General features: G+C 57.0%; 24 protein-coding genes and 2 pseudogenes. 17 read left to right on the top strand and 9 right to left on the bottom strand.

Translation table 11 applies throughout. The features are described from left to right. Window positions 1-9: 9 nt before the first annotated feature. The 15 genes from ffh to IRT44_RS17405 all read left to right on the top strand — a co-directional run bounded on the left by ffh (window position 10) and on the right by IRT44_RS17405 (window position 12287). A complete protein-coding gene (ffh, locus tag IRT44_RS17475; protein WP_171566958.1) occupies window positions 10-1419 on the top strand; it encodes a signal recognition particle protein in 1410 nt (469 codons plus the stop codon). Window positions 1420-1535: 116 nt separating this feature from the next. Further along, a complete protein-coding gene (rpsP, locus tag IRT44_RS17470; RefSeq protein WP_171566959.1) occupies window positions 1536-1808 on the top strand; it encodes a 30S ribosomal protein S16 in 273 nt (90 codons plus the stop codon). Between the two features lie 23 nt (window positions 1809-1831). Further along, entirely contained in the window at window positions 1832-2059 is a 228-nt protein-coding gene (locus IRT44_RS17465; protein ID WP_171566960.1) for a KH domain-containing protein, read from the top strand. Between the two features lie 64 nt (window positions 2060-2123). Continuing rightward, entirely contained in the window at window positions 2124-2540 is a 417-nt protein-coding gene (locus IRT44_RS17460) for a YlqD family protein (protein ID WP_230077088.1), read from the top strand. Between the two features lie 44 nt (window positions 2541-2584). Continuing rightward, window positions 2585-3103, top strand: coding sequence for a ribosome maturation factor RimM (gene rimM / locus IRT44_RS17455; RefSeq protein ID WP_171566962.1), 519 nt, complete (start codon window positions 2585-2587; stop codon window positions 3101-3103). 13 nt (window positions 3104-3116) lie between these two features. After that, on the top strand, window positions 3117-3869 hold the full coding sequence (gene trmD, locus IRT44_RS17450) for a tRNA (guanosine(37)-N1)-methyltransferase TrmD (protein ID WP_230077087.1): 753 nt from the start codon (window positions 3117-3119) through the stop codon (window positions 3867-3869). A gap of 147 nt (window positions 3870-4016) precedes the next feature. Further along, window positions 4017-4364 carry a 50S ribosomal protein L19 gene (gene rplS, locus IRT44_RS17445; RefSeq protein WP_029100188.1) on the top strand — a complete coding sequence of 116 codons (348 nt, stop codon included), beginning with the start codon at window positions 4017-4019 and terminating at the stop codon, window positions 4362-4364. Window positions 4365-4493: 129 nt separating this feature from the next. Then, window positions 4494-5051, top strand: a complete 558-nt coding sequence (gene lepB / locus IRT44_RS17440) for a signal peptidase I (protein ID WP_171566964.1) — start codon at window positions 4494-4496, stop codon at window positions 5049-5051. A 39-nt stretch (window positions 5052-5090) separates the two neighbouring features. Further along, on the top strand, window positions 5091-5981 hold the full coding sequence (gene ylqF / locus IRT44_RS17435) for a ribosome biogenesis GTPase YlqF (protein WP_171566965.1): 891 nt from the start codon (window positions 5091-5093) through the stop codon (window positions 5979-5981). A gap of 91 nt (window positions 5982-6072) precedes the next feature. Next, window positions 6073-6849 carry a ribonuclease HII gene (locus IRT44_RS17430; RefSeq protein ID WP_171566966.1) on the top strand — a complete coding sequence of 259 codons (777 nt, stop codon included), beginning with the start codon at window positions 6073-6075 and terminating at the stop codon, window positions 6847-6849. A gap of 40 nt (window positions 6850-6889) precedes the next feature. Continuing rightward, entirely contained in the window at window positions 6890-8854 is a 1965-nt protein-coding gene (locus IRT44_RS17425) for a hypothetical protein (protein ID WP_230077086.1), read from the top strand. Further along, complete coding sequence (locus IRT44_RS17420; RefSeq protein WP_171566968.1) at window positions 8851-9144, top strand: EscU/YscU/HrcU family type III secretion system export apparatus switch protein; 294 nt, start codon at window positions 8851-8853, stop codon at window positions 9142-9144. The genes IRT44_RS17425 and IRT44_RS17420 overlap by 4 nt, the downstream gene beginning before the upstream one ends. Continuing rightward, window positions 9141-9500: a YraN family protein gene (locus IRT44_RS17415; protein WP_212131920.1), complete on the top strand. Its 360-nt coding sequence runs from the start codon at window positions 9141-9143 to the stop codon at window positions 9498-9500. The genes IRT44_RS17420 and IRT44_RS17415 overlap by 4 nt, the downstream gene beginning before the upstream one ends. A 254-nt stretch (window positions 9501-9754) precedes the next feature. Beyond that, window positions 9755-11296, top strand: a complete 1542-nt coding sequence (locus IRT44_RS17410) for a YifB family Mg chelatase-like AAA ATPase (RefSeq protein ID WP_230077085.1) — start codon at window positions 9755-9757, stop codon at window positions 11294-11296. A 679-nt stretch (window positions 11297-11975) separates the two neighbouring features. Beyond that, window positions 11976-12287: a cupin domain-containing protein gene (locus IRT44_RS17405; protein WP_230077084.1), complete on the top strand. Its 312-nt coding sequence runs from the start codon at window positions 11976-11978 to the stop codon at window positions 12285-12287. Window positions 12288-12309: 22 nt separating this feature from the next. Here IRT44_RS17405 and IRT44_RS17400 read toward each other — a convergent pair whose 3' ends face one another. Continuing rightward, window positions 12310-12690 carry a DUF488 domain-containing protein gene (locus tag IRT44_RS17400; RefSeq protein ID WP_311837937.1) on the bottom strand — a complete coding sequence of 127 codons (381 nt, stop codon included), beginning with the start codon at window positions 12688-12690 and terminating at the stop codon, window positions 12310-12312. A 306-nt stretch (window positions 12691-12996) separates the two neighbouring features. Here IRT44_RS17400 and IRT44_RS17395 point away from each other — a divergent pair, with 306 nt between their 5' ends. Beyond that, window positions 12997-14091, top strand: a complete 1095-nt coding sequence (locus IRT44_RS17395; RefSeq protein ID WP_230077083.1) for a hypothetical protein — start codon at window positions 12997-12999, stop codon at window positions 14089-14091. Between the two features lie 27 nt (window positions 14092-14118). Here IRT44_RS17395 and IRT44_RS17390 read toward each other — a convergent pair whose 3' ends face one another. The 8 genes and pseudogenes from IRT44_RS17390 to IRT44_RS17360 all read right to left on the bottom strand — a co-directional run bounded on the left by IRT44_RS17390 (window position 14119) and on the right by IRT44_RS17360 (window position 19602). Then, window positions 14119-14790: a Crp/Fnr family transcriptional regulator gene (locus IRT44_RS17390; protein WP_230077082.1), complete on the bottom strand. Its 672-nt coding sequence runs from the start codon at window positions 14788-14790 to the stop codon at window positions 14119-14121. Window positions 14791-15004: 214 nt separating this feature from the next. After that, window positions 15005-16549: a cbb3-type cytochrome c oxidase subunit I gene (locus tag IRT44_RS17385; RefSeq protein WP_230077081.1), complete on the bottom strand. Its 1545-nt coding sequence runs from the start codon at window positions 16547-16549 to the stop codon at window positions 15005-15007. A gap of 99 nt (window positions 16550-16648) precedes the next feature. Further along, a pseudogene (locus IRT44_RS19490) lies at window positions 16649-16750 on the bottom strand (hypothetical protein); the annotation flags it as partial. 109 nt (window positions 16751-16859) lie between these two features. Continuing rightward, entirely contained in the window at window positions 16860-17156 is a 297-nt protein-coding gene (locus tag IRT44_RS17380; RefSeq protein ID WP_171566975.1) for a metal-sulfur cluster assembly factor, read from the bottom strand. 52 nt (window positions 17157-17208) lie between these two features. Then, window positions 17209-18441 carry a heme-copper oxidase family protein gene (locus tag IRT44_RS17375; RefSeq protein WP_230077080.1) on the bottom strand — a complete coding sequence of 411 codons (1233 nt, stop codon included), beginning with the start codon at window positions 18439-18441 and terminating at the stop codon, window positions 17209-17211. Window positions 18442-18454: 13 nt separating this feature from the next. Next, a complete protein-coding gene (locus IRT44_RS17370) occupies window positions 18455-18991 on the bottom strand; it encodes a DUF2249 domain-containing protein (protein ID WP_326838928.1) in 537 nt (178 codons plus the stop codon). 33 nt (window positions 18992-19024) lie between these two features. Continuing rightward, on the bottom strand, window positions 19025-19354 hold the full coding sequence (locus IRT44_RS17365; RefSeq protein WP_171566978.1) for a hypothetical protein: 330 nt from the start codon (window positions 19352-19354) through the stop codon (window positions 19025-19027). Between the two features lie 14 nt (window positions 19355-19368). Then, a complete protein-coding gene (locus IRT44_RS17360) occupies window positions 19369-19602 on the bottom strand; it encodes a DUF2249 domain-containing protein (RefSeq protein WP_171567021.1) in 234 nt (77 codons plus the stop codon). Between the two features lie 83 nt (window positions 19603-19685). Between IRT44_RS17360 and IRT44_RS17355 the strand changes: the two are divergent. Then, window positions 19686-19805 (top strand): annotated as a pseudogene (locus tag IRT44_RS17355) (GntR family transcriptional regulator); the annotation flags it as partial. Window positions 19806-20026 lie beyond the last annotated feature (221 nt).

Genomic DNA, 20026 nt, shown 5'->3' with positions numbered 1-20026 from the left:
AGGGCTCGCATGGCATTTGAAAACTTGACCAGTCGGCTGCAGAACGCATTTGACAAACTGCGCGGCAGAGGCAAGATTGACGAAACCGTCGTCAATGAAGCGATGCGCGAAGTTCGTCTGGCCCTGCTGGAAGCCGACGTCAACTTTAAAGTCGTCAAAGACTTTATCGCGCGCGTCAAGGAGCGCGCTGTCGGGCAAGAGGTGCTGAAAAGCCTGACGCCCGGCCAGATGGTCATCAAAATCGTCAACGAAGAGCTGATCGAACTGATGGGCGGACAAGTCGCCCAGCTGGCCGTCGCCAACCGGCCGCCGACCGTCGTGATGATGGCGGGGCTGCAGGGTGCCGGTAAGACGACCACGACCGGAAAACTGGCCAAGTATCTGCAAAAGCAGAACCGCAAACCGCTCCTGGTGGCGGCGGACATTTACCGTCCGGCGGCGATCAAGCAGCTGCAGGTGCTGGGCGAACAGTTGAACGTTCCGGTGTTCTCCCTCGGCGACCAGGTCAGTCCGGTGGAGATTGCCAGACAGGCGATCGAGCACGCCAAAGAGAACCATCTCGACTACGTGCTGATCGACACCGCCGGCCGGCTCCACATCGACGAAGCGCTGATGGAGGAGTTAAAGCAGGTTCGCGACGTGGCCAAGCCGGATGAAATTCTGCTCGTCGTCGACGCGATGACCGGTCAGGACGCCGTCAACGTGGCAGAAAGCTTCAACAGCCAGCTCGAACTGACTGGCGTGGTGCTCACCAAGCTGGACGGCGACACGCGCGGCGGTGCCGCATTGTCCGTCAAGGCCGTCACCGGCAAGCCGATCAAGTTTGCGGCGATGGGCGAAAAGCTGGACGCGCTGGAACCCTTCCACCCGGATCGGATGGCATCGCGGATTCTCGGGATGGGCGACGTGCTCAGCCTGATCGAAAAGGCGCAGGCGGCAGTTGACGAGGAAAAGGCGCGGGAAATGGAGAAGCAGATGCGTCAAGGGGAGTTCACCTTTGACATGTTTCTCGAATCCATGCAGCAGCTGCGCAACCTGGGCCCGTTCGAAGACATTCTCGGCATGCTGCCTGGCATGAACAAGCTGAAGGGCCAGCTCAAGGTGGATGAAAAGCAGATTGCCCGCATCGAAGCGATCGTCAAGTCGATGACGAAAGCGGAGAGGGCCAACCCCGAGCTGCTGAACGCCAGCCGACGCAAGCGGATTGCGGCCGGAAGCGGCACGTCGATCCAGGAAGTGAACCGGTTCATCAAGCAGTTCGAAGAAATGAAGAAGATGATGAAACAGTTCACCGGCGTGGCCGACAAGATGAAAAAGAAGGCGAAGAAAAAAGGCTTTGGCCTTCCGTTTCTGGGCAAGGGCGGCGGCAATCCGGGAGGCATGAACTTCCCGTTCAACTTCAAGCCCCCGTTCAAGTGATGTTGTATGATCTCTTCGCGCCCTGCTTTAAGCAGGTGACGCGATGGTTCAGATAAATAGTGACGCCAACGCGACAAGTTGACCGTTGCGTTGATTCATACAGGAGGTGAAACAGCATGGCAGTAAAAATCCGTCTGAAGCGCATGGGTTCCAAGAAAGCCCCGTTCTACCGCGTGGTAGTGGCTGACTCCCGTTCTCCGCGCGACGGCCGTTTCATCGAGGAAATCGGTTACTACAACCCGGTTGCACAACCGGCTGTGGTGAACATCGATACCGAAAAAGCGGTGAAATGGATCCTGAACGGTGCAGCTCCGACTGACACGGTTCGCAACCTGCTGTCCAAAGCAGGCGTTCTGGCGAAAGTACACGAAAGCAAATTCGGCAAGTAAGCCGGTCATCCGGAGGTCCGATGATGAAAGCACTGGTCGAAACGATCGCAAAGGCTCTCGTCGATCACCCTGATGACGTTCGTGTAAACGCTGTGGAAAAAGAGCGCACAATCGTCTACGAACTGTCGGTGCACCCCGATGACATGGGGAAGATCATTGGCAGACAGGGACGAATTGCCAAGGCGCTGCGCTCCGTCGTGATCGCCGCCTCCGTCAATACGGATAAGCGGGTCACGGTTGAGATTGTCTGAGAAAAAGGCTGGGAGCTGTCCCAGTCTTTTTTGATGCTGGCAGCCTTCGAAAGGAGTGTCGGACGTGCTTACCATTTTGCGTACGGTTCAGGTGAAGGTGATCATGACGGAAGCATCCCGCGCCGCATTGGTGGAACAGTACCGCCAACAGATCCGGCGGCGGCAGGAAGAGTGGGAGCAGTGGCAGTTTCAGGCCAAAAAACTGCTCGCGGACGCCCGCAAGCGATCCCCCGAGGCGCTTGAGTTTGTGCAGGAGCGGATCGCCCGGGAGGAACGGCAGCGCAAGGAAAAGTTGGAGCAGCTCCAGTTCCAGCTGCGGCAGGCGGAAAGCCTGCCGGAGGGCAGCGAGATTGAATATGCGACTGTGCAAAGTCCCGTCCAGATTCGCGTCGGAGATGTGTGGGATGAAATCATGTCTGGAACGGAAATCATGGTAAAAGACGGACGGATTTGCGAGATTCGTCAATCGGCCCATCAATAGTTGATGCGCCCGCACATCATCCCCACGAAAGGAGGAGAAGGAGCGTGAGCCAAACGCGTTACTACACCGTGGGAAAAGTGGTCAACACTCACGGGCTGCGGGGAGAGGTCAAGGTGATTTCCACCACTGACTTCCCCGACGTGCGCTTCCGCAAAGGGAGCGAACTGTATCTGTTTCATCCGTCGCTGGCGGAGCCGTTGAAGCTGACGGTGGCCTCCCGCCGTTCCCACAAGGGGACCGAACTCATCAGCTTCCAGGGCTATCCGTCAATCAACGACGTGGAAAAGTTCAAGGGCGGCGAACTGAAGATTCCCGAAGAGGCGCTCCTGGAACTGGAAGAGGACGAGTATTACATCCACCAGCTGGTCGGCTGCCAGGTATTCACCGACGAAGGGGAAGAACTGGGCAGGATCGTGGACGTGCTGCAGCCGGGCGCAAATGATGTGTGGGTGGTAAAAGGAAAGCGCGGCGAAATTTTGCTGCCGTTTATCGACGACTGTATCAAGGAAGTGGACATCGCCGGCAAGCGGGTCGTCTGCCACCTGATGGAAGGCCTGCTGTGAAGGGGGACGGATGGTGAAGATCGACATTTTGACGCTCTTCCCGGAGATGTTTGACGGCGTCCTCAACAGCAGTATCCTGGGGAAAGCGCAGGAGAAGGGGATCGTCCAATTCCAGGTGATCAACTTTCGCGATTACTCCGAAAGCAAGCACGGCACCGTTGACGACACGCCCTACGGCGGGGGAGGCGGCATGGTGCTGAAGCCGGAACCGATCTTTCGCGCCGTGGAGGCCGTGGCTGGCGACGCGAAGCCGCGGGTCATCCTGATGTGCCCCCAGGGCCGGCCGTACGACCAAAAGATGGCAGAGGAGCTGGCCGGGGAGGAGCACCTTGTTTTCATCTGCGGCCACTATGAAGGTTACGATGAACGCATCCGGCAATACCTGGTCACGGACGAAATTTCGATCGGCGACTACGTGCTGACGGGCGGAGAGCTTGCGGCAATGGTGGTGATCGACAGCGTCGTCCGGCTGCAGCCGGGGGCGCTGGGCAATCAGTCGTCGGCGGAGAAGGATTCGTTTACCACCGGCTTGCTGGAGTATCCGCACTACACCCGTCCGGCGGAGTTTCGCGGGTGGAAGGTGCCGGACATCCTGCTCTCCGGCCACCACGCCAATATCGAGCGCTGGCGGCTGAAGGAATCGCTGCGCAGGACCAGAGAACGCAGGCCCGATCTGCTGGAAAAGGGCGAGCTGCCCGATGAGTGGAAAGCACTTCTGGCCGAGCTTGAGGAAGAGGAAAAAAATTCGGGTTCCGAATCGGAATAGCACTTGTGGATTCATGTCCAGTGTGATAATATACTTCTTGTGGCAATTTTGCCCGCTGACTAAGGCGGTCCGCTACCCGGATTTCAGCGTAATGCTGGGTTTTGTGAGGACGGGTATGAACGTCTGAGCGGAAGGAGGGAATTGAGGATGAACCAAGTGATCCGTGAATTGGAAAAAGAACAAATGAAACAGGACATTCCTGCGTTCCGGCCTGGTGACACGGTACGTGTTCACGTAAAGGTTATCGAGGGTCAGCGCGAGCGTATTCAGCTGTTTGAAGGCGTTGTGATCCGTCGTCGCGGCACGGGTGTGAGCGAAACGTTCACCGTTCGTAAGGTTTCTTACGGTGTTGGTGTTGAGCGTACGTTCCCGCTGCACACGCCGAAGATCGACAAGATTGAGGTTGTACGCCGCGGTAAAGTTCGTCGCGCGAAGCTGTACTATCTGCGCGATCGCGTGGGCAAAGCTGCTCGCATCAAGGAAATTCGCAAATAATCGCATGTTATGCATACAAAGGGGGTCTGGTTTGCTTGCCAGCCCTCTTTTTCCCATTATTCCATGCATACACGGACGCATTCCCTGAATCGGGCGTCCGCCAAGGCAAAATGCGGGAGGATCGGACCCATGAGCGAAGAAGTTACCTCCAGCCGCGCCAAAAACGAGACGTGGGAATGGATCAAGGCGCTCGGCATAGCCATCGCATTAGCGTTTCTCATCCGTACCTTCCTGTTCGCCCCGTTCATCGTCGAAGGCGAATCCATGGAATCGACGTTACATAACAACGAAAAACTGGTGGTCAACAAGGCGATCTACCACCTGACGCAACCGAAGCGCGGCGACATCATCGTGTTTCACGCGGAAGAAAGCCGCGATTACATCAAACGGGTTATCGCAGTCGCGGGAGACACGGTGGAGGTGCGCAACGACCAACTCCTGGTCAACGGAAAACCGGTGGACGAGCCGTACCTGGCCAAAAACCGGGAAGAGGCGGCAAAACTGGGCGTTCCGCTGACCAATGACTTTGGACCGATCCAAGTGGGAGAAGGCGAGATTTTCGTGCTTGGGGACAACCGTCTGAACAGCCATGACAGCCGGGCGATCGGCCCGATCAAACTGGACAAGGTCGTGGGACGGGCGGAATTCGTTTTCTGGCCGCTCTCCCAGTTCCGGCTGGCCCGCTGACGACTCCCTTTATCACACACCCGAGGCAGGTGAGACATCATGACGATTCAGTGGTTCCCTGGCCACATGGCAAAGGCCCGCAGACAAGTTACGGAGAGACTGAAGCAGATAGACGTGGTAATCGAACTGCTGGACGCCCGTCTCCCGCTTTCCAGCCGCAATCCGATGATTGACGAGATCATCAGCGGAAAACCCCGACTGATCCTGCTCAACAAGGCCGATCTGGCCGACAGCAAGGTAACGGAAGAGTGGATCAGCTACTTTCGCGAGCAGGGCATCCGCACCCTGCCCATTGACGCCCTGAGCGGAAAAGGCGTGGGCAAGCTGCCGGAGATGTGCCGGGAACTGGCGGGAGAAATGCTGGCCAAGCGGGCGGAGAAGGGCATGCAGGCACGGGCTGTACGGATCATGATCCTCGGCATTCCCAACGTCGGCAAGTCGTCCCTGATCAACCGGCTGGCGAAGCGCTCCGTGGCGCAGACCGGAGACCGTCCCGCAGTGACGAAAGCCCAACAGTGGGTGAAAATGGGCGACACGCTCGAGTTGTTGGATACCCCTGGCATCCTCTGGCCCAAGTTTGAAGATCAAATGGTGGGACTGCGGCTGGCGGCGAGCGGGGCGATCAAGGACGAGCTGATCGATTTTACCGACGTGGCCCTGTTCGCCATCAGCTACATGATGCACTACTACCCGGAGCGGCTGAAGGAGCGCTTCAAACTGCAAACGCTCCCGAACGACCGGGTGGAGATGCTGGAGGAGATCGGGAAAAAGCGGGGGTGCCTGGCATCCCGCGGAGAGATTGACTACGACAAGGCGGCCGAGCTGTTTCTGCGCGACCTGCGCTCGGGCAAACTGGGACCCGTTTCTCTGGAACGCCCCGCCGATTGGGAAATGGAGGAGCCGATCGGAAAGCCGCCCTCTTTGTCCTGAAGGAGCTCGGAAAACCTGTCTATCCACAGCGGATAGGCGGGTTTTTCCTTTCAAACGGACACATTTTGGATACATAAGGAGAAAGCCGTCAATGAATCTCGCGGAACTGTCGATAAAGGAAATACGGGAGCTTATCGAAAAAATGGACGAGCCCCGCAAAGATTTTTTAGAATGGTTGCGTCAGGACAGCCGAAAAGGCGTACAGGATTTGGCGCGCAAGCTGGAAGAGAAAATGGCCCGGCAGGCCAGACTGGCGAAACAGTGGGAAGAGATGACGCAGGTGGAGCGAGCCCTGCGGGAGGAAGGTCACGTGCACCTCTTCGGCATTGACGAAGTGGGTCGCGGCCCGCTGGCAGGGCCGGTCGTCGCCTGTGCCGTCTGCCTGCCGGCTGATTTTTACCTGCCGGGGCTGAACGATTCAAAGAAATTGCCCCCATCCGTACGGGAAGGATTTGCTGACGTAATCAGACGGGACGCATTGGCAGTCGGCATCGGAATCGTGTCTGCCGAGCGGATTGACGAGATCAACATTCTGGAAGCGACGCGTGAAGCAATGCGCTTGGCGATCCAGGATGCGGCGATAAAACCGGACGTATGCCTGATCGATGCCGTACAGCTACCCGGTCTGCCCTATAAACAACTGCCGATCATCGGCGGGGACAGCAAAAGTGTGTCCATCGCCGCCGCCTCCGTCGTCGCCAAGGTGACGCGCGACCGGCTGATGGCGGAATACGCCGAGCAGTACCCCCAATACGGTTTTGACAAAAATGCCGGCTACGGAACGGCGGAACATCTGGCTGCCCTTCAGCAGTACGGGCCGTCGCCGATTCACCGGCGCACGTTTACAGGGGTGAAGGAGCGGGCTTGAGAGGCGTTCCCGTCCGGGTAACAAAGGAGGAAGTTTGCCCATGTTTTCCCCCTCGCAAATGATACAGTCGCTTGTTCAACGCGCTCAGGTCTCCGCGCCCAAACCGATCGAGCTCACACCGGGTCAAGTCTTTATCGGCACTGTGCAACGAACCTACCCCGACAACATGGCGCTGGTCCAGATCGGCGGCATGCAGGTCCAGGCCAGACTGGAGGCCAATCTGGAAGCAGGACAGAGAGCGTGGCTGCAGGTGCAGCCGTCAGCCGGAGTGGTCACGTTGAAAGTGCTGGGAACGACACGGGACGGAGGAGCAGCGGACGCATCGCTGGAAGGGCTGATCCGCTCATTGGGTCTCAACGACACGAAGGAGACTCGGGCGATCGTGCAGGAGCTGGTGCGGGCCAAACTGCCGGTCACCCGCGAGACGGTGCAGGCGTTCACAGCCGTCGCGCAGCGCCTGGGCATGCACAAGGAGACTGTGGACGCTTTTCTTCTCGCGGTAAAACGCAGCTTGCCGCTGACGCCTGATGTTGTAGCCGGACTGCGTGCCTTTTTGTCGAAACAGCCGATCAGTCAGGCGATTCAGGCATTTGTAGCGCAGGCAGAGCAATTTTTACAGACGCACGGGGAGCGTGCGGGAGGACAGGCGGGCAAGCATGGATCGGCCGCGGCGTCTTTCGCTCCGTCCTCGTCAGCTGCTGCTCCGCTCCTTACCCTGGTCAGCCAGTTAAAACAGGCGGTGGCCGGTTTGGCGGTGCTGCTGCCCGATCACCAGGGGGCGGACGAACTGATGGTCCAGCGTGAAACCGCACAGCCTTCGGCGGGGACAGCGAATGCGGCCGGGACAAACGGAAAGGGGCAGGCACCGCTTCCAACCATTGCTGCGGGTAGTACCGTTCAGCCAGCCCCCCATGCAAATACTGCCATCACCGGCACAAGCACGACAATCGGAAAGGAAGCTCTTCGACAGGGGAGTGTTTCAGACGGTTCTTTGACCGGGTCTGCCACTTTGGGTGGCGAGACCGCGAAGTTGGGAGAGGCGCTGGCGCAAAACGGACGTCAGCAAAGCGCTCAGCTGGCTAGCGGCAGCGGTCTGCCCGCGAAAGGAACCGCTGCTGATACAGCGTTACCCCGCAGCGGAGAGCAGACGGCTTCGGCAGCGACGTCAGCTCCGCACGGTGTGGGAGCGCCGAACACCGCTGCAGCGTCGACGGTCAACGGGGCAGCGCGAATGGCACATCCGGCTTTGGTCAATCAGGCAGCGGGAAGCAGCCAATCGTCTGTGCCGTCTGCGGCAAGCAGTGGTACAAACGGGACGAATGCAGCCGCTCCTGCTCAGACAGTTTCGGCGCATGGCCATCCGATTCAGGAGCTGTTTCAGCGCCTGGGGCTTGGGCACGAGCGTGATTTGATGGGTCGTGCGCTGGCTCACGGAATGGATGCCGCAGCCCAGCGGCAGTTGGACAGCGTGAAGGCGATGCTGCTGCAGCTTACTCAAGAGGCGGCCAACGCTGTACCCGCCGCGCTTCGCGACACCGCGGACGCACTGCTTCAGCACATCACCGGCCAGCAGTTGATGCTGGTGCAGCCCTCCAACCAGACGCTGTCGCAGGTGGTCATGCAGATTCCCATTCGGACGCAGCACGGGGATGAGACGGCGTATGTGCAGATTGAAGCCAAGAAGCGCGGAGGAGGTGAGCTGGACCCGGAAAACTGCCGCCTGTTTTTCCATCTGGAACTAAATCAACTCGGAACGACGATGCTTGACGTGGCTATTGTCAACCGAATTGTCAGCATCCAGCTTTTCAACAACACGTCGTGGGTGGAAGCACTGGCTCAGGACATGAAAGAGGACTTTGCCCGCCAACTTCATGAAATGGGATACCACTTGTCCGGACTCCGGGTACAGGACATTCCTTACAGCGAGCCCCAGGCGGCAGCTGCCGTTGCCGGAGGCAGAACCGGGTTTCTGGCCGATTACAAGGGAGTGGACATTCGCGTATGAACGACGCCTCCGATGCGAAAGTGAAGCGCAAACAGGCGGTGGCGCTCCGCTACCAGGCCAAAACGATGGAAGCGCCCGTCGTCGTGGCCAAGGGAAAAGGCTATGTAGCGGACAACATTCTGAAAACTGCAAAGGAACACGGCATCCCTGTTCAGGAAGACCCCTCGCTGGTGGAAGTGTTGGGCAAATTGGACCTCAACCAGCAGATACCGCCCGAACTGTACCAGGTGGTGGCGGAAGTGCTCGCGTTTGTCTACCGCCTCGACAAGGGAGGGCGAAGCGGGCGATGAGCCACAGACGGCGTGCTCTCGGCCAGCGCGGCGAACAAATCGCTGCACTGTTTTTGCAGCAAAAAGGGTACCGCGTTATCGAACGGAATGTGCGCACACGGCAGGGGGAAATCGACCTGATCGCCTGGGATGGAGATGTTCTCGTATTCGTGGAGGTGCGTACGCGGACGAGCACGGCCTACGGCACGGCAGCTGAGTCGGTTACATGGCGCAAGCAGCGAAAATTGCGTGAACTGGCCCTCGCGTACCTGCAGCATTACGAAAAGTCGGTGCCGCGTTTTCGCTTTGACGTTGTGGCGATCTGCTGCCGCCCGGACCAATCGCCGGAGATCGAACACATCACTCACGCCTTTTGAAGCAAAACGGGCGCGAAATCGGCAGGGCACTGGGGATACGTCTACAGCAGATGCCTGTTAAGTCGCGTAGAATGTAGCATACTCGACGCGATGAAACTCCTCCAAGCACCATCACTTGGCCTTCCGGCTTACGCTGGAAGGCGCTTTTTTTGTGTGCACAGCCCGGTGTGAGTGTCCAATTTTCTTGCAGCGGGATGCTGTCTTTTCGTACGGTGAAGCTGAAGCAATGGGAGATGTAGTCGGGGGGATGTCAGATGTATGCACGCAGTTTTGCCGGTACTGTCTACGGTATTGACGGGATGCTCGTGGCAGTGGAAACAGACATCGCCAACGGATTGCCCCAGTTTGATCTGGTCGGGCTGGGCGGCTCCGCTGTGAAGGAAGCGCGCGACCGGGTGAGAGCGGCGCTGCGCAACGGCGGGTTTGATTATCCGATGCAGCGGATTACGGTCAATCTGGCACCTGCCGATCTGCGCAAGGAGGGATCAGGATTTGACCTGGCCATCGCGATCGGCATTTTGCAGGCTTCCAAACAAATCCCGCCGCGCCCGGAAGCCGTGCTGGTGCTCGGCGAACTGGCGCTGGACGGAACGCTGCGCCCGGTTTCCGGCGTGCTGCCCATCTTGCTGGAAGCCAGAAAACAGGGCTTTACCCATGTGATCCTGCCGGAGGAAAACGCCGAAGAAGCGCGCCTGGTGGACATCTGCGTGCTTCCCGCCGCCAATCTGGCTGCTGCCATCGGATACTGGACGGGGGGACTGGAGCCGCCCGCGGCCGAATCGCGCCCCGCTCCTCAAAAATGCTCCGTGCATTCGCAGGCCAACCATTCAGACTTTGGCGATGTCTGCGGGCAGACGTTTGTCAAACGAGGCTTGGAAGTGGCGGCCGCCGGTTTTCACAACGTGCTGCTCGTCGGCCCTCCCGGTTCCGGCAAAACGATGCTCGCCACCTGTTTGCCCTCCATCATGCCGGACATGACCATGGACGAGTCGTATGACGTGACCAAGATTTACAGCATCGCCGGTCAGTTGACGCGAAACAGCGGTCTGATCCGCGAGCGGCCGTTCCGTTCGCCGCACCATACGATCACGGCAGCCGCCCTGATCGGGGGAGGCGGACAGATTCCGCGGCCCGGCGAGTGCAGTCTGGCTCACGGCGGCATTTTGTTTCTGGACGAGCTCCCGGAATTCTCCCGCCACGTCCTGGAGGTGCTCAGACAGCCGTTGGAAGCCGGCGTGGTGACGATCGGGCGTTCGAGACAGGTGTTTACATTCCCGGCCCGCTTTCTTCTTGTATCTTCGATGAATCCGTGCCCCTGCGGGTTTTACGGCTCCCGCGACCAGCGCGAATGCACCTGCACGCCGCAGCAGATCCAAAAGTATCGCTCGAAATTGTCCGGCCCGCTGCTTGACCGGATCGACCTGCATCTGGAAGTCCCCCGAGTGCCGGTAAGTCTGCTGCAGGAGCGGCCGCGAGCGGAGACGTCCGAAGAGATCCGCCGCAGGGTGGAAGCGGCGTGGGCAATTCAATGCGAGCGTTACCGGCATCGCCCCGGTGCCCCCTTCAACAGCGCGATGAGCGGGGAAGAACTGCGCCGGTATGCCAGCCTGGACAGAGAAGGACGAAAGCTGCTGCAGCTCGCCTTTGAGACGCTCGGCCTGAGCGCCCGCGCCTACAACCGGATCGTCAAGGTGGCCCGTACCATTGCCGACCTGGCCGGTTCTGAGCAGATCGAGGCCGCCCATGTGGCGGAAGCCATCCGATATCGCGCATTGGATCGCGGGGTGCTGGGATGAGGAGTGTATCGATTTAGCCGGTAGAGGATACATAGCAGGGTATAGTTATGATAGATATTTGGGGGAACAGCCTACCGACCATGAGAAAGAGTGTGAGAGGAGCAACGATCGCCACACGAATACCGGCTGGACTGGACAAGTAGTAGCCGGTTACGCAAGTGAATTGTTTGCGGAGAAAATGTTGTCTACACACGTGACGTTCTTCCACGATGCGTGGGGAAAAGATTAGCTCATAATGTAAAGAAGCACATAAACAGTAATGTCGCCTTTTCGTAAGCAGAGGCGCATTCGGCGCGGTCGAGGTGGTGCCGCTCGTCCTGATTGGATTCGAGGCCTGTGAAAATTTGCGGAACAGCAAAGTAGTACGCGCGTTCCGCCGAATTTTTGCACCAGCCGCTGCTGCAAAATCTTGTCTGGAGTCGTGCAGCGGGTGACACGATTTTTGCCGCTGCGTGGTCGGTATTGCCATGTTCGTGATCGGTTTGGCAACGGGCCGTTCGTGTGAGAAATCGTCCGCCGCGACAGCCATGTGCAGCCTGATCAAGAGATGGCGTGAGGCTTTTGCCAGGTCTGATGCATACACTCACCCTCGCGTAATGTAAATAAACGATACTGCCATTGGTAATAGTAAGTGTGATTCGTCATCCGGATTGAAATTGACTGGCAGGAGTTGGGGAGAATGAAAGTATACCCACTGTCATTCGAGGAAACATTTATCCAGCCGGTGCTGGATAATGGTGTGTCCAAAGTCGTGAAGTTCTCGTTTCCAAAAGGAAAGGTATTACAGAAGCACAAGACGACCAGCGATATCCTGGTATTTGTGCTGCTAGGAAAAATCCGATTTGTCGCCCATGAAGAAGTGGAACTGGCTCAAGCCAGCATGATCTCCCTCGACAAGCAGGTGGAGCATGCCATCGAAGCATTGGAAGACAGTGTGGTTGTGCTGGTGCTGACACCCAGCCCGGAAGCTCATTCCGTGTTTAAACCGTAACGAAAGCGTTTCAGGCCCGTCGTTAGCGTTCTTCCCGTTCGGATCGGCGGGCCAGCCAACGTTGCAGCACGATGGCCTGGTTGTGGACGGAATCTTTTGCGGAATAGACCAGTGTGACGTTTTGTTCAGCGGTCATGCTGCAAATTCGGTCGGCCAGTTCGTTGCGGAGTGGATCTCCTTCCAGTTCCCGTTCGTAGCGAGCGCTGAATTCGTCAAACCGCTCCGGTTGGTGGCCGAACCACTTGCAAAGTTCGGTGCTCGGGGCAATCTCTTTCATCCACTCGTTGACCGCAGCCCGCTCTTTGGAAATGCCGCGCGGCCAAAGCCGGTCAACCAGAATGCGGACGCCGTCTTCAGGGGAGGGCGCGTCGTAAATGCGCTTCACCAAAATCTGATGCATCATAGGACAATCAGCCTTCTTTCGCAACATGCAGTGATTTGACTGCGGCCATTATATCACTCCGGAGCGAGGAAATGAACCAAGGCCCGATTTACAATACCGTCATGGTGAATCAGTGAGGTGGTGACCGTGAGAGAGCAAAAGCGTTCAGCCCTTCCTCCGCATCTGAATATGTTTCCGGTAACATTCACCTTTTTTGCCGCTGGAGCCTTGTTTTTTCTCGCGGCTCTTCTGTTTGGCTTGGGGAACATGCCCCATCTGGTAACAACATCGGCTTTGCATTCTCCCGAGGGAATCTTGTGGGCGCATATGCTGTTGCTCGGCTGGGCGACGATGATTGCGATGGGAGCCAGCTACCAGGTGACACAGGTGCTGTTGAGAACTTCCACCTATAGCCGGAACCTCGCTTGGCTCCATCTGATCGCTTACGTGACAGGCGTTATTCTCCTCTTGGTCGGCTTTTGGAACTGGAACCGCATCGGAATTGTCAGCGGCGGGGGGCTCATCGTGCTGGGCGTGGCGGTCTACACCTTCAACCTGGGAGCCACTTACGCTCGCGGCAAGCTGTGGACGCCGGTCACCGTTGGAGCTATCCTGAGCCTTCTTGACCTGGGTGTGACCGTTGTGCTCGGTACGACCCTGGGCATCGCCGCCTGGACGGGTTGGTCTCCGACACGATACGAGTTACTGTTTTATACGCATATGTGGTTCGGTCTGGCTGGCTGGTTGGGAGGTCTGATTGCAAGCTACAGCTTGAAGCTGCTTCCCATGTTTTATGTATCAAGGAAGACGGGGACGAAGTTGAACTACGCGATCGTCATCCTGTTCCAGGCGGGAGTATGGCTCGGGGGTGCAGGATGGTGGTCAGATTACCGGATGTTTTCGAGCGCCGGACTGCTGCTTGTTGTCGCGGCACTCGGAATGCTTGTCTGGTTCGTTCGCGATGTTCGGCAACAAAGCAGTGGCAAGCAGCCGATCGGCGCGGTAAAAGTGGCCGATGTACTGTTAACCATTACGTTTCTGGTTGCGTTGGTATGGGTAATCCTGCACGGATGGCATGGTGGCGCTGCCCGTTCCTACACGGTCGTTTCCACCCTGATTCTGTATGTGGTCCTTGGTTGGTTTTCCGCTTCCATCCTTGCGTACTTGTCCAAAATCATCCCGTTTTTATGGTGGGCTCACCGGTTTCGGACCAAAGAGCAGAAAAAGGGCGCCGTCCTGTTGGCAGAAATGGTCCGGCACGACAGGTTGACGTTGGAGCTGTGGGTCTTTCTCTTAGGATTGGGCCTGTTCATCATCGGGAATATGGGCATTCATTCTGCTGTTGCGACGGTCGGCTTGCTGATCATGGTGATCGGAGTCGTGATCTATCTGGCGGAGCTGTCAAGGGTATTTCGCCATTAACGTTGCCCATCGAGGCGGTGCTTCGCGTTAATTATGCTCTTTCCATCGTTTCAGCGCATCCCTGTCCAAAATGATGATTTCCGAACGGTGCGTATCAAGAATGCGTTGCTTTTTCAGTTGGTTTAACAGCCGGTTTACGGTTTCTCTGGTTGTTCCGATCGTATTGGCCAATTCCTGATTGGTCATCGGCAATTCGATGTGAATACGAGATCCTTTTACCTCTCCGTGTTTGTCAGCCAATTGCAACAAAAAGAAAATGATCCGGTCGTGCACGTCGTGGCCGGTAAACTGTTGAAGTTTTTGTTGAAGTTCGCGAATCTTGGCGCCCATGACATCGATGACTTTGATCGCAATGGACGGCATCGCCAAGATGAGCTGCTCAAACGCGCGGACGGGTATGGCCAAAACGTGAGTGTCCACGAGGGCTTCCGTCGTTGCCGGATAAGGCGATTGATTAAAGAAACCGGTATGGGGAAACATATCGCCAGTCTGCAAGAGCGACACGATCTGCTCATGCCCCTCCTCGTCGGTTTTGTATGCTTTGACCAGTCCGTCCTGAATGAAAAAGACCGCTTCTTTTTCGCTACCTTCCATAAAGATGATCGTTTTTTTCCGGATCAGGCGATGGATGGCGATCTGTTCGACGCGGTCCAGTTCCTGCGGGTTCAAATCCCGGAACAAAGGGACCTGCTGCAACATGTTCCGATTTCCCATAAAATAGATCCTTTCCGCTGGTTTTTATTTTGATGATATCAGATCAGAGCGGTCACTTGTAGCGAATACGAGAATGGCACCAGTCCCGTCCGGCGATCGATGCCCGACCAGCAATGCGAACAAAGAACAATGAGACATCCCTTAAAGCCAGGGGAGGGAACCCTGCTTTAGAGGATGTCTTGTTTAATCGTGTGTGTGCTTACGTTTTTTGCAGATTGTCATCCGCGTACGGCAATGGTTGATCCGTAAGCGACCATCCGGTCTTGAGTCCCAGGATGAACCAACCGAGCGCCAGCGCACCGACGGAGAAAATGGTATCACCGATGACGCGCAGCCAGACAAAGATGTGGATGATGTTCTGCGTCATGAACTCAGCAGAGCGGGCGTACCACATCCCATGCTGGACGCTTGCCCAGGTTTGCATCAGCCCGATGGGTAGCAAGCTCAATACCACCATCAACGCCAAACCGATGTTGATGGACCAAAAGGAAAATGCGAGAATTTTTGTTTTCCAGATTCGCTGGGAGGTGAGTCCCCGAAGACAGAAGAGCATCAACCCGATGCCCAACATCCCGTAAACCCCGAACAAGGCGGAGTGTCCGTGCACGGAGGTCGTATTGAGACCTTGCATGTAATATAGAGCGATCGGCGGGTTGATGAAGAAACCGAACAATCCGGCGCCGACCAAATTCCAGAACGCAACGGCGATGAAGTAGTAAATCGGCCACTTGTACGACGAAACCCACGGACGGGCACGACTTAAGGTCAAATTTTCATACGCTTCAAATCCGATCAGAACGAGGGGAACGACCTCCAAGGCGCTGAAGGTTGCCCCGAAAGCCAGCACGCCTGTCGGTGTGCCGCTGAAATACAAGTGGTGGAAGGTGCCGATTATCCCCCCAAACAGAAAGACAATGGTGGAAAAGAGTACAGAGGACGTTGCGGTCCGGATCTGCAACAGCCCCATCCTCGTGAAGAGGAAGGCGATCACCACCGTAGCAAACACCTCGAAGAATCCCTCGACCCACAAATGTACCAACCACCAGCGCCAATATTCGGCGATGGCCAAATGAGTATGTTGTCTCCACAGCAGCGCCGGGATGTAAAATACCGGGATTGCTGCGGAAGCCAGCAGGAACAATGCGAGCAGATGCCGGCTTTCCTTGGATTGGCGGAACGCGGGCCAGAGAGCTCGGCTCATTAAGAACAACCAGAGGAAAAGCCCCACGGTCAGGAATAACTGCCAAAAACGGCCCAAATCCGTATACTCGTATCCTTGATGCCCGAACCAGAAGTTGGTGGACAGATCCAGTTTCTGCATGACAGCAAGCCACTGTCCGGCCATGGAACCGACGACGATGATCAGCAGACAAACGAACAAAAAGTTCACGCCGAATCGTTGATACTTGGGCTCATATCCGGAAACGGCCGGCGCCACGAACAGCCCGGTGGCAAGCCACGCGGTAGCGATCCAGAAGATCCCAAGTTGTGTGTGCCAGGTGCGGGTGACGGCATAAGGAATCCACTGGGCAATTGGAATTCCGTAAAAGCTGCTGCCCTCCACTTGGTAGTGGGCGGTTATGGCTCCCAAGGCCACTTGTATGACCCAAAGCGCCGCAACGACCCAAAAATACTTCAGCGTCGCTTTCATGGAAGGGGTTGGAGACAGTGCGAGTAACGGATCCCGCTCGGGAAAGGCTTCCTCCGATTCGGAGTGTTTCGTTCTGGCGTAATACCAAACCATCCCTCCCACTCCGGCCAGAAGCAACACAAAGCTGACGACCGACCAAACCACCATCGAACCGGTGGCAACGTTCCCGATGAGCGGTTCGTTTGGCCAGTTATTGGTATATGTAATGGTGTCACCAGGCCGGTTTGTCGCGCATGACCAGGTCGCCCACCAGAGAAACGCGTTTAGCGGCGGAACACGGTTTGGATCCCTGATCGCATGCCGTCATTGGTCGCTTTCGTAATACGGACCCTTCCGTGATTGGGCTGAAGGTGGAAAACACCGTCCCCGAAACCGAGGACGGTGCTGCCATGTAAAGCTTTGCTCAACAGAAGCCGAGCCGCTCTTTCGCTTCCTCCGACATCATCTCGGGCGACCATGGCGGATCCCAGACGACATCCACCCTGACGGAGCGAATGCCCGGTTGGCGTTCCAGCAACCGTTCCACTCCCCCCGCGATGGTGTCGTGCATCGGACAGCCCGGGGTCGTCAGCGTCATGCGAACATAGACGTCCCCATCTTCGTTTTGGATCTCGTACACCAGCCCGAGATCGACGATATTGATGCCCAGTTCGGGGTCGTACACCTGTCTCAACAGCTCGCGAATCTCCGCCGTATCCATTCCAATCACCTCCTGTGTCCCGCCGGGTGATCTGCAAATCCTTTCCGATTAACTAACGGGTAAACACCCATCCGATCAAGCACGCGTAAAAGAGCGAGGACAGGGACAGCGCTGCGCCGCTCCAATGTATCAACACCGCGTCGTCCATCCCCAACCCGATGATCAGCATAACCAGACTTGCCGCGGCTAGAGCGAGCCCATAAGCGACGTAACGGTCTTCCAGCAAGTCGGCCATCGCTGGGATCTTTTCTTTGCCGACGCGAGGCCCGTACTTGTGTGTCCACCAAAGGAAGGGGATGATCTTCGACAAATACCCGAGAATGTTCAGAGCGACCCAGCCCCACAGATAAGCCCAACCGAAGATCACGACAGACCGTTCATCCGTGGCCCGTTCGGGAGCGAACAGGGTGTATGCGAGCGCGGCGGTACAGACAACGGCCAGTGCCCGCGTGCTGTAGACAGCCGCCAGCACGCCTGCGCCAGGACTTTTTTTGTGGCGCGCTTTGCGGATCTGTGTCGTGTGCACGTTGTATGCGTACACCGCCAGGGTCAACAAACCGACGGCAGCTCCGACAGCAGGAAAGGGTGCGTCTGTCAGGAATACGGCGGCTCCCGCAAGGACGGCGGCGTTCCACAACCCAAAAACGACGTATGCCATCCGGTTGGACACACCGTGGGCCAAGTAGAACATCGGCAGCATTTTGTGGCTGAAGCCGGTGATCAACAACCCGAACCATCCGATGGTCCCCAGCCACATATGGGTGTAAAACAGCCGTTCATGCCACTCCGGCCACAACCGGAATGCGAAATTGAACCCCATGAAAAGCCCGGCGAGTCCTGTCAGCACGAGGAACAAAATGGAGCCGGCGGTACTGAGCGTGATCGGGTTCCATTGGCCCGCCCGGATCAACGTCACCCCGATGTTTACGGCAAACAGGACGATGCCAATCCAGGCCAGAGCGGCAAACACGGCGATCCATTGCACACGTCCGGCGGAAAACCCGGCCAGCAAACCGACGGTTCCGACGGTATACAGCGCGTAGTGCACGTAACCCAGCTTCCGGCTGAACACGTCCTTTTGAAGCACCACGTTGAGAAGCTGATACACCGCGCCCATGGCGATCATCGTCGCCCACCCGAGTACGAGCAAATGAACATGAAACCATCCCACCGGAATGCGGGGCGGGTGCGCGATCCAGACGGCCGCCTGCGCGAGTGTTGAAAGAGAAAACAGGGCAAAACAGGCCAGCCCCGTGGCAATGAACAGAAAAGGAAGGAGAAACATCGAGGTCCCACCCTTACGTCTTTTGGATTGTAACCCGCGCCGATCCGTCCGGCTGTTCCTCCACTGTATAGGGATATCCCAGTGCCCTCAGCTCTTCAATCAGAAAGACAGGTACCCGGTCATTGTGTATGACGACCCGGTCGCCAGTCCGGCAACCCTCCAGGGCCTTCAGGGTTCGAATCATCGGCTGCGGCGGTTCCAGTCCCCGGTTGTTCAGTTCAATCGTCTGCGGCGCCTCCGGCGAAGCAGTGGAGGGAGCTTCGCCCAAGCGGCTCTCGTCGTCCGGTTCGCTTCCTTCCAATTCGCCTTTGCGGGCCCTGGGAACAAACGTCACTTTCCAGTGATCATTCGCCAGCCGCTCGGTTTTATAGGCAAACCCTTTCGCTTTCATCAGGCCGAGCAGCGGAACGGGCTTGAAGGTGGTGTGCAACACAAACGTATCATCCGGACCAAGCGTCTTGACCGTTTCCATGATCAGTTGGAACGGTTCCAGTTTTTTGCGAAGGTGGGGTCGAACGTCCAATTCCACGATTTGCGGAGAGTCTCCCATTGGCATCATCTCCTTATGGAAGTGTGGCCGATCCTACGCGGAACGCAGTGCTGCCTTTGCCTGTTCGTACAGCGCTGCCATCCCGCCGTAAAGCGTGTAGAAAAACGAATCCGGCGCATCGAGCGAGAATGAGAGATACTGTTTGGGATCGACGCCCAGCATGTGTTCAAACAGAGCTGAGCTGTCGTAGGCGTAAAAACAGAAGTGGACGAAGTGAAACTCCGGCATTTTCTCGTAGATGGTCGTGATGTCTTTGGCGTAGCGCTCCACATTCCGCTCGGCCTCGCGAATCATGGCGAGGGCGTCTTCGAGGTCCACCGCGATCCGGAGCGTCTTTTCGTCTACAACGGTAACCGTCGCCATGGCAAAGGCCTCCCTTACTTTTTCGCGATTTTGACCTGGAATAGGTCGGGGCCTTCCTCGAGGTACTCCCAGGTGAACCCTCCAGGATGCATCGATTCAAACTGGAACCGCAGCGGAATCGGATTGTGGTCGTTGATCAAAAGCAGGGCTTCTCCGGGCTTCAATCGTTCAAACGTCTCAAAGATCACCTTGTGTTTCAGATGCGGCGGGTATTCCGGCACCCGGATGGTGGCGACAAATTCGTTCATCATGATCTCCTCCTTGGGATAATTGGGGGGGATATCTTTATTGTAAGCAGTTTGATCGTTTTCCATTGTGATACGCATCATAGTTGCAAAAACAGAAGGGAGAGGAGTGCCGCTTCCACCAACTGCAAAGATGGATTGTGGAAGGAACGCTCCAGCCGGGGGAAAAGCTGATGGATGCGGAGATCGCGGAGGAGTTGGGGATGATTGAGGATACGTAGCAGGGTATGGCCATGATACATGTATAGGCAACAAGCAGGCTGACTAGAGAAAGAGTGGGGAGAGGCTCCATTCGATAGAAGCCTGCTTTTATTATGGGATCGTACTCCCTTCGATACCATGCTGCTTGACAGCTACTTGTCGACGGGCAGGGACACCTCATGCCGACCAATCCGCTGACACGCGCAAGATAACAGGTAGATCATGC

It is taken from the genome of Brevibacillus sedimenti (genome assembly GCF_020923495.1).
GTDB classification, from domain to species: domain Bacteria; phylum Bacillota; class Bacilli; order Brevibacillales; family Brevibacillaceae; genus Brevibacillus; species Brevibacillus aydinogluensis.
Note: the sequence above shows the minus strand (reverse complement) of the source record. Positions and strands in the feature narration are given on the sequence as shown.

Excerpts from the sequence above, each read along its gene's own strand:
- ffh (WP_171566958.1), top strand. The coding sequence starts at position 10 with ATGGCATTTGAAAACTTGACCAGTCGGCTGCAGAACGCATTTGACAAA.
- rpsP (WP_171566959.1), top strand. The coding sequence starts at position 1,536 with ATGGCAGTAAAAATCCGTCTGAAGCGCATGGGTTCCAAGAAAGCCCCG.
- IRT44_RS17465 (WP_171566960.1), top strand. The coding sequence starts at position 1,832 with ATGAAAGCACTGGTCGAAACGATCGCAAAGGCTCTCGTCGATCACCCT.
- rplS (WP_029100188.1), top strand. The coding sequence starts at position 4,017 with ATGAACCAAGTGATCCGTGAATTGGAAAAAGAACAAATGAAACAGGAC.
- lepB (WP_171566964.1), top strand. The coding sequence starts at position 4,494 with ATGAGCGAAGAAGTTACCTCCAGCCGCGCCAAAAACGAGACGTGGGAA.
- ylqF (WP_171566965.1), top strand. The coding sequence starts at position 5,091 with ATGACGATTCAGTGGTTCCCTGGCCACATGGCAAAGGCCCGCAGACAA.
- IRT44_RS17430 (WP_171566966.1), top strand. The coding sequence starts at position 6,073 with ATGAATCTCGCGGAACTGTCGATAAAGGAAATACGGGAGCTTATCGAA.
- IRT44_RS17425 (WP_230077086.1), top strand. The coding sequence starts at position 6,890 with ATGTTTTCCCCCTCGCAAATGATACAGTCGCTTGTTCAACGCGCTCAG.
- IRT44_RS17420 (WP_171566968.1), top strand. The coding sequence starts at position 8,851 with ATGAACGACGCCTCCGATGCGAAAGTGAAGCGCAAACAGGCGGTGGCG.
- IRT44_RS17415 (WP_212131920.1), top strand. The coding sequence starts at position 9,141 with ATGAGCCACAGACGGCGTGCTCTCGGCCAGCGCGGCGAACAAATCGCT.
- IRT44_RS17410 (WP_230077085.1), top strand. The coding sequence starts at position 9,755 with ATGTATGCACGCAGTTTTGCCGGTACTGTCTACGGTATTGACGGGATG.
- IRT44_RS17405 (WP_230077084.1), top strand. The coding sequence starts at position 11,976 with ATGAAAGTATACCCACTGTCATTCGAGGAAACATTTATCCAGCCGGTG.
- IRT44_RS17400 (WP_311837937.1), bottom strand. The coding sequence starts at position 12,690 with ATGATGCATCAGATTTTGGTGAAGCGCATTTACGACGCGCCCTCCCCT.
- IRT44_RS17395 (WP_230077083.1), top strand. The coding sequence starts at position 12,997 with ATGCTGTTGCTCGGCTGGGCGACGATGATTGCGATGGGAGCCAGCTAC.
- IRT44_RS17390 (WP_230077082.1), bottom strand. The coding sequence starts at position 14,790 with ATGTTGCAGCAGGTCCCTTTGTTCCGGGATTTGAACCCGCAGGAACTG.
- IRT44_RS17385 (WP_230077081.1), bottom strand. The coding sequence starts at position 16,549 with ATGGTTTGGTATTACGCCAGAACGAAACACTCCGAATCGGAGGAAGCC.
- IRT44_RS17380 (WP_171566975.1), bottom strand. The coding sequence starts at position 17,156 with ATGGATACGGCGGAGATTCGCGAGCTGTTGAGACAGGTGTACGACCCC.
- IRT44_RS17375 (WP_230077080.1), bottom strand. The coding sequence starts at position 18,441 with ATGTTTCTCCTTCCTTTTCTGTTCATTGCCACGGGGCTGGCCTGTTTT.
- IRT44_RS17370 (WP_326838928.1), bottom strand. The coding sequence starts at position 18,991 with ATGGGAGACTCTCCGCAAATCGTGGAATTGGACGTTCGACCCCACCTT.
- IRT44_RS17365 (WP_171566978.1), bottom strand. The coding sequence starts at position 19,354 with ATGGCGACGGTTACCGTTGTAGACGAAAAGACGCTCCGGATCGCGGTG.
- IRT44_RS17360 (WP_171567021.1), bottom strand. The coding sequence starts at position 19,602 with ATGAACGAATTTGTCGCCACCATCCGGGTGCCGGAATACCCGCCGCAT.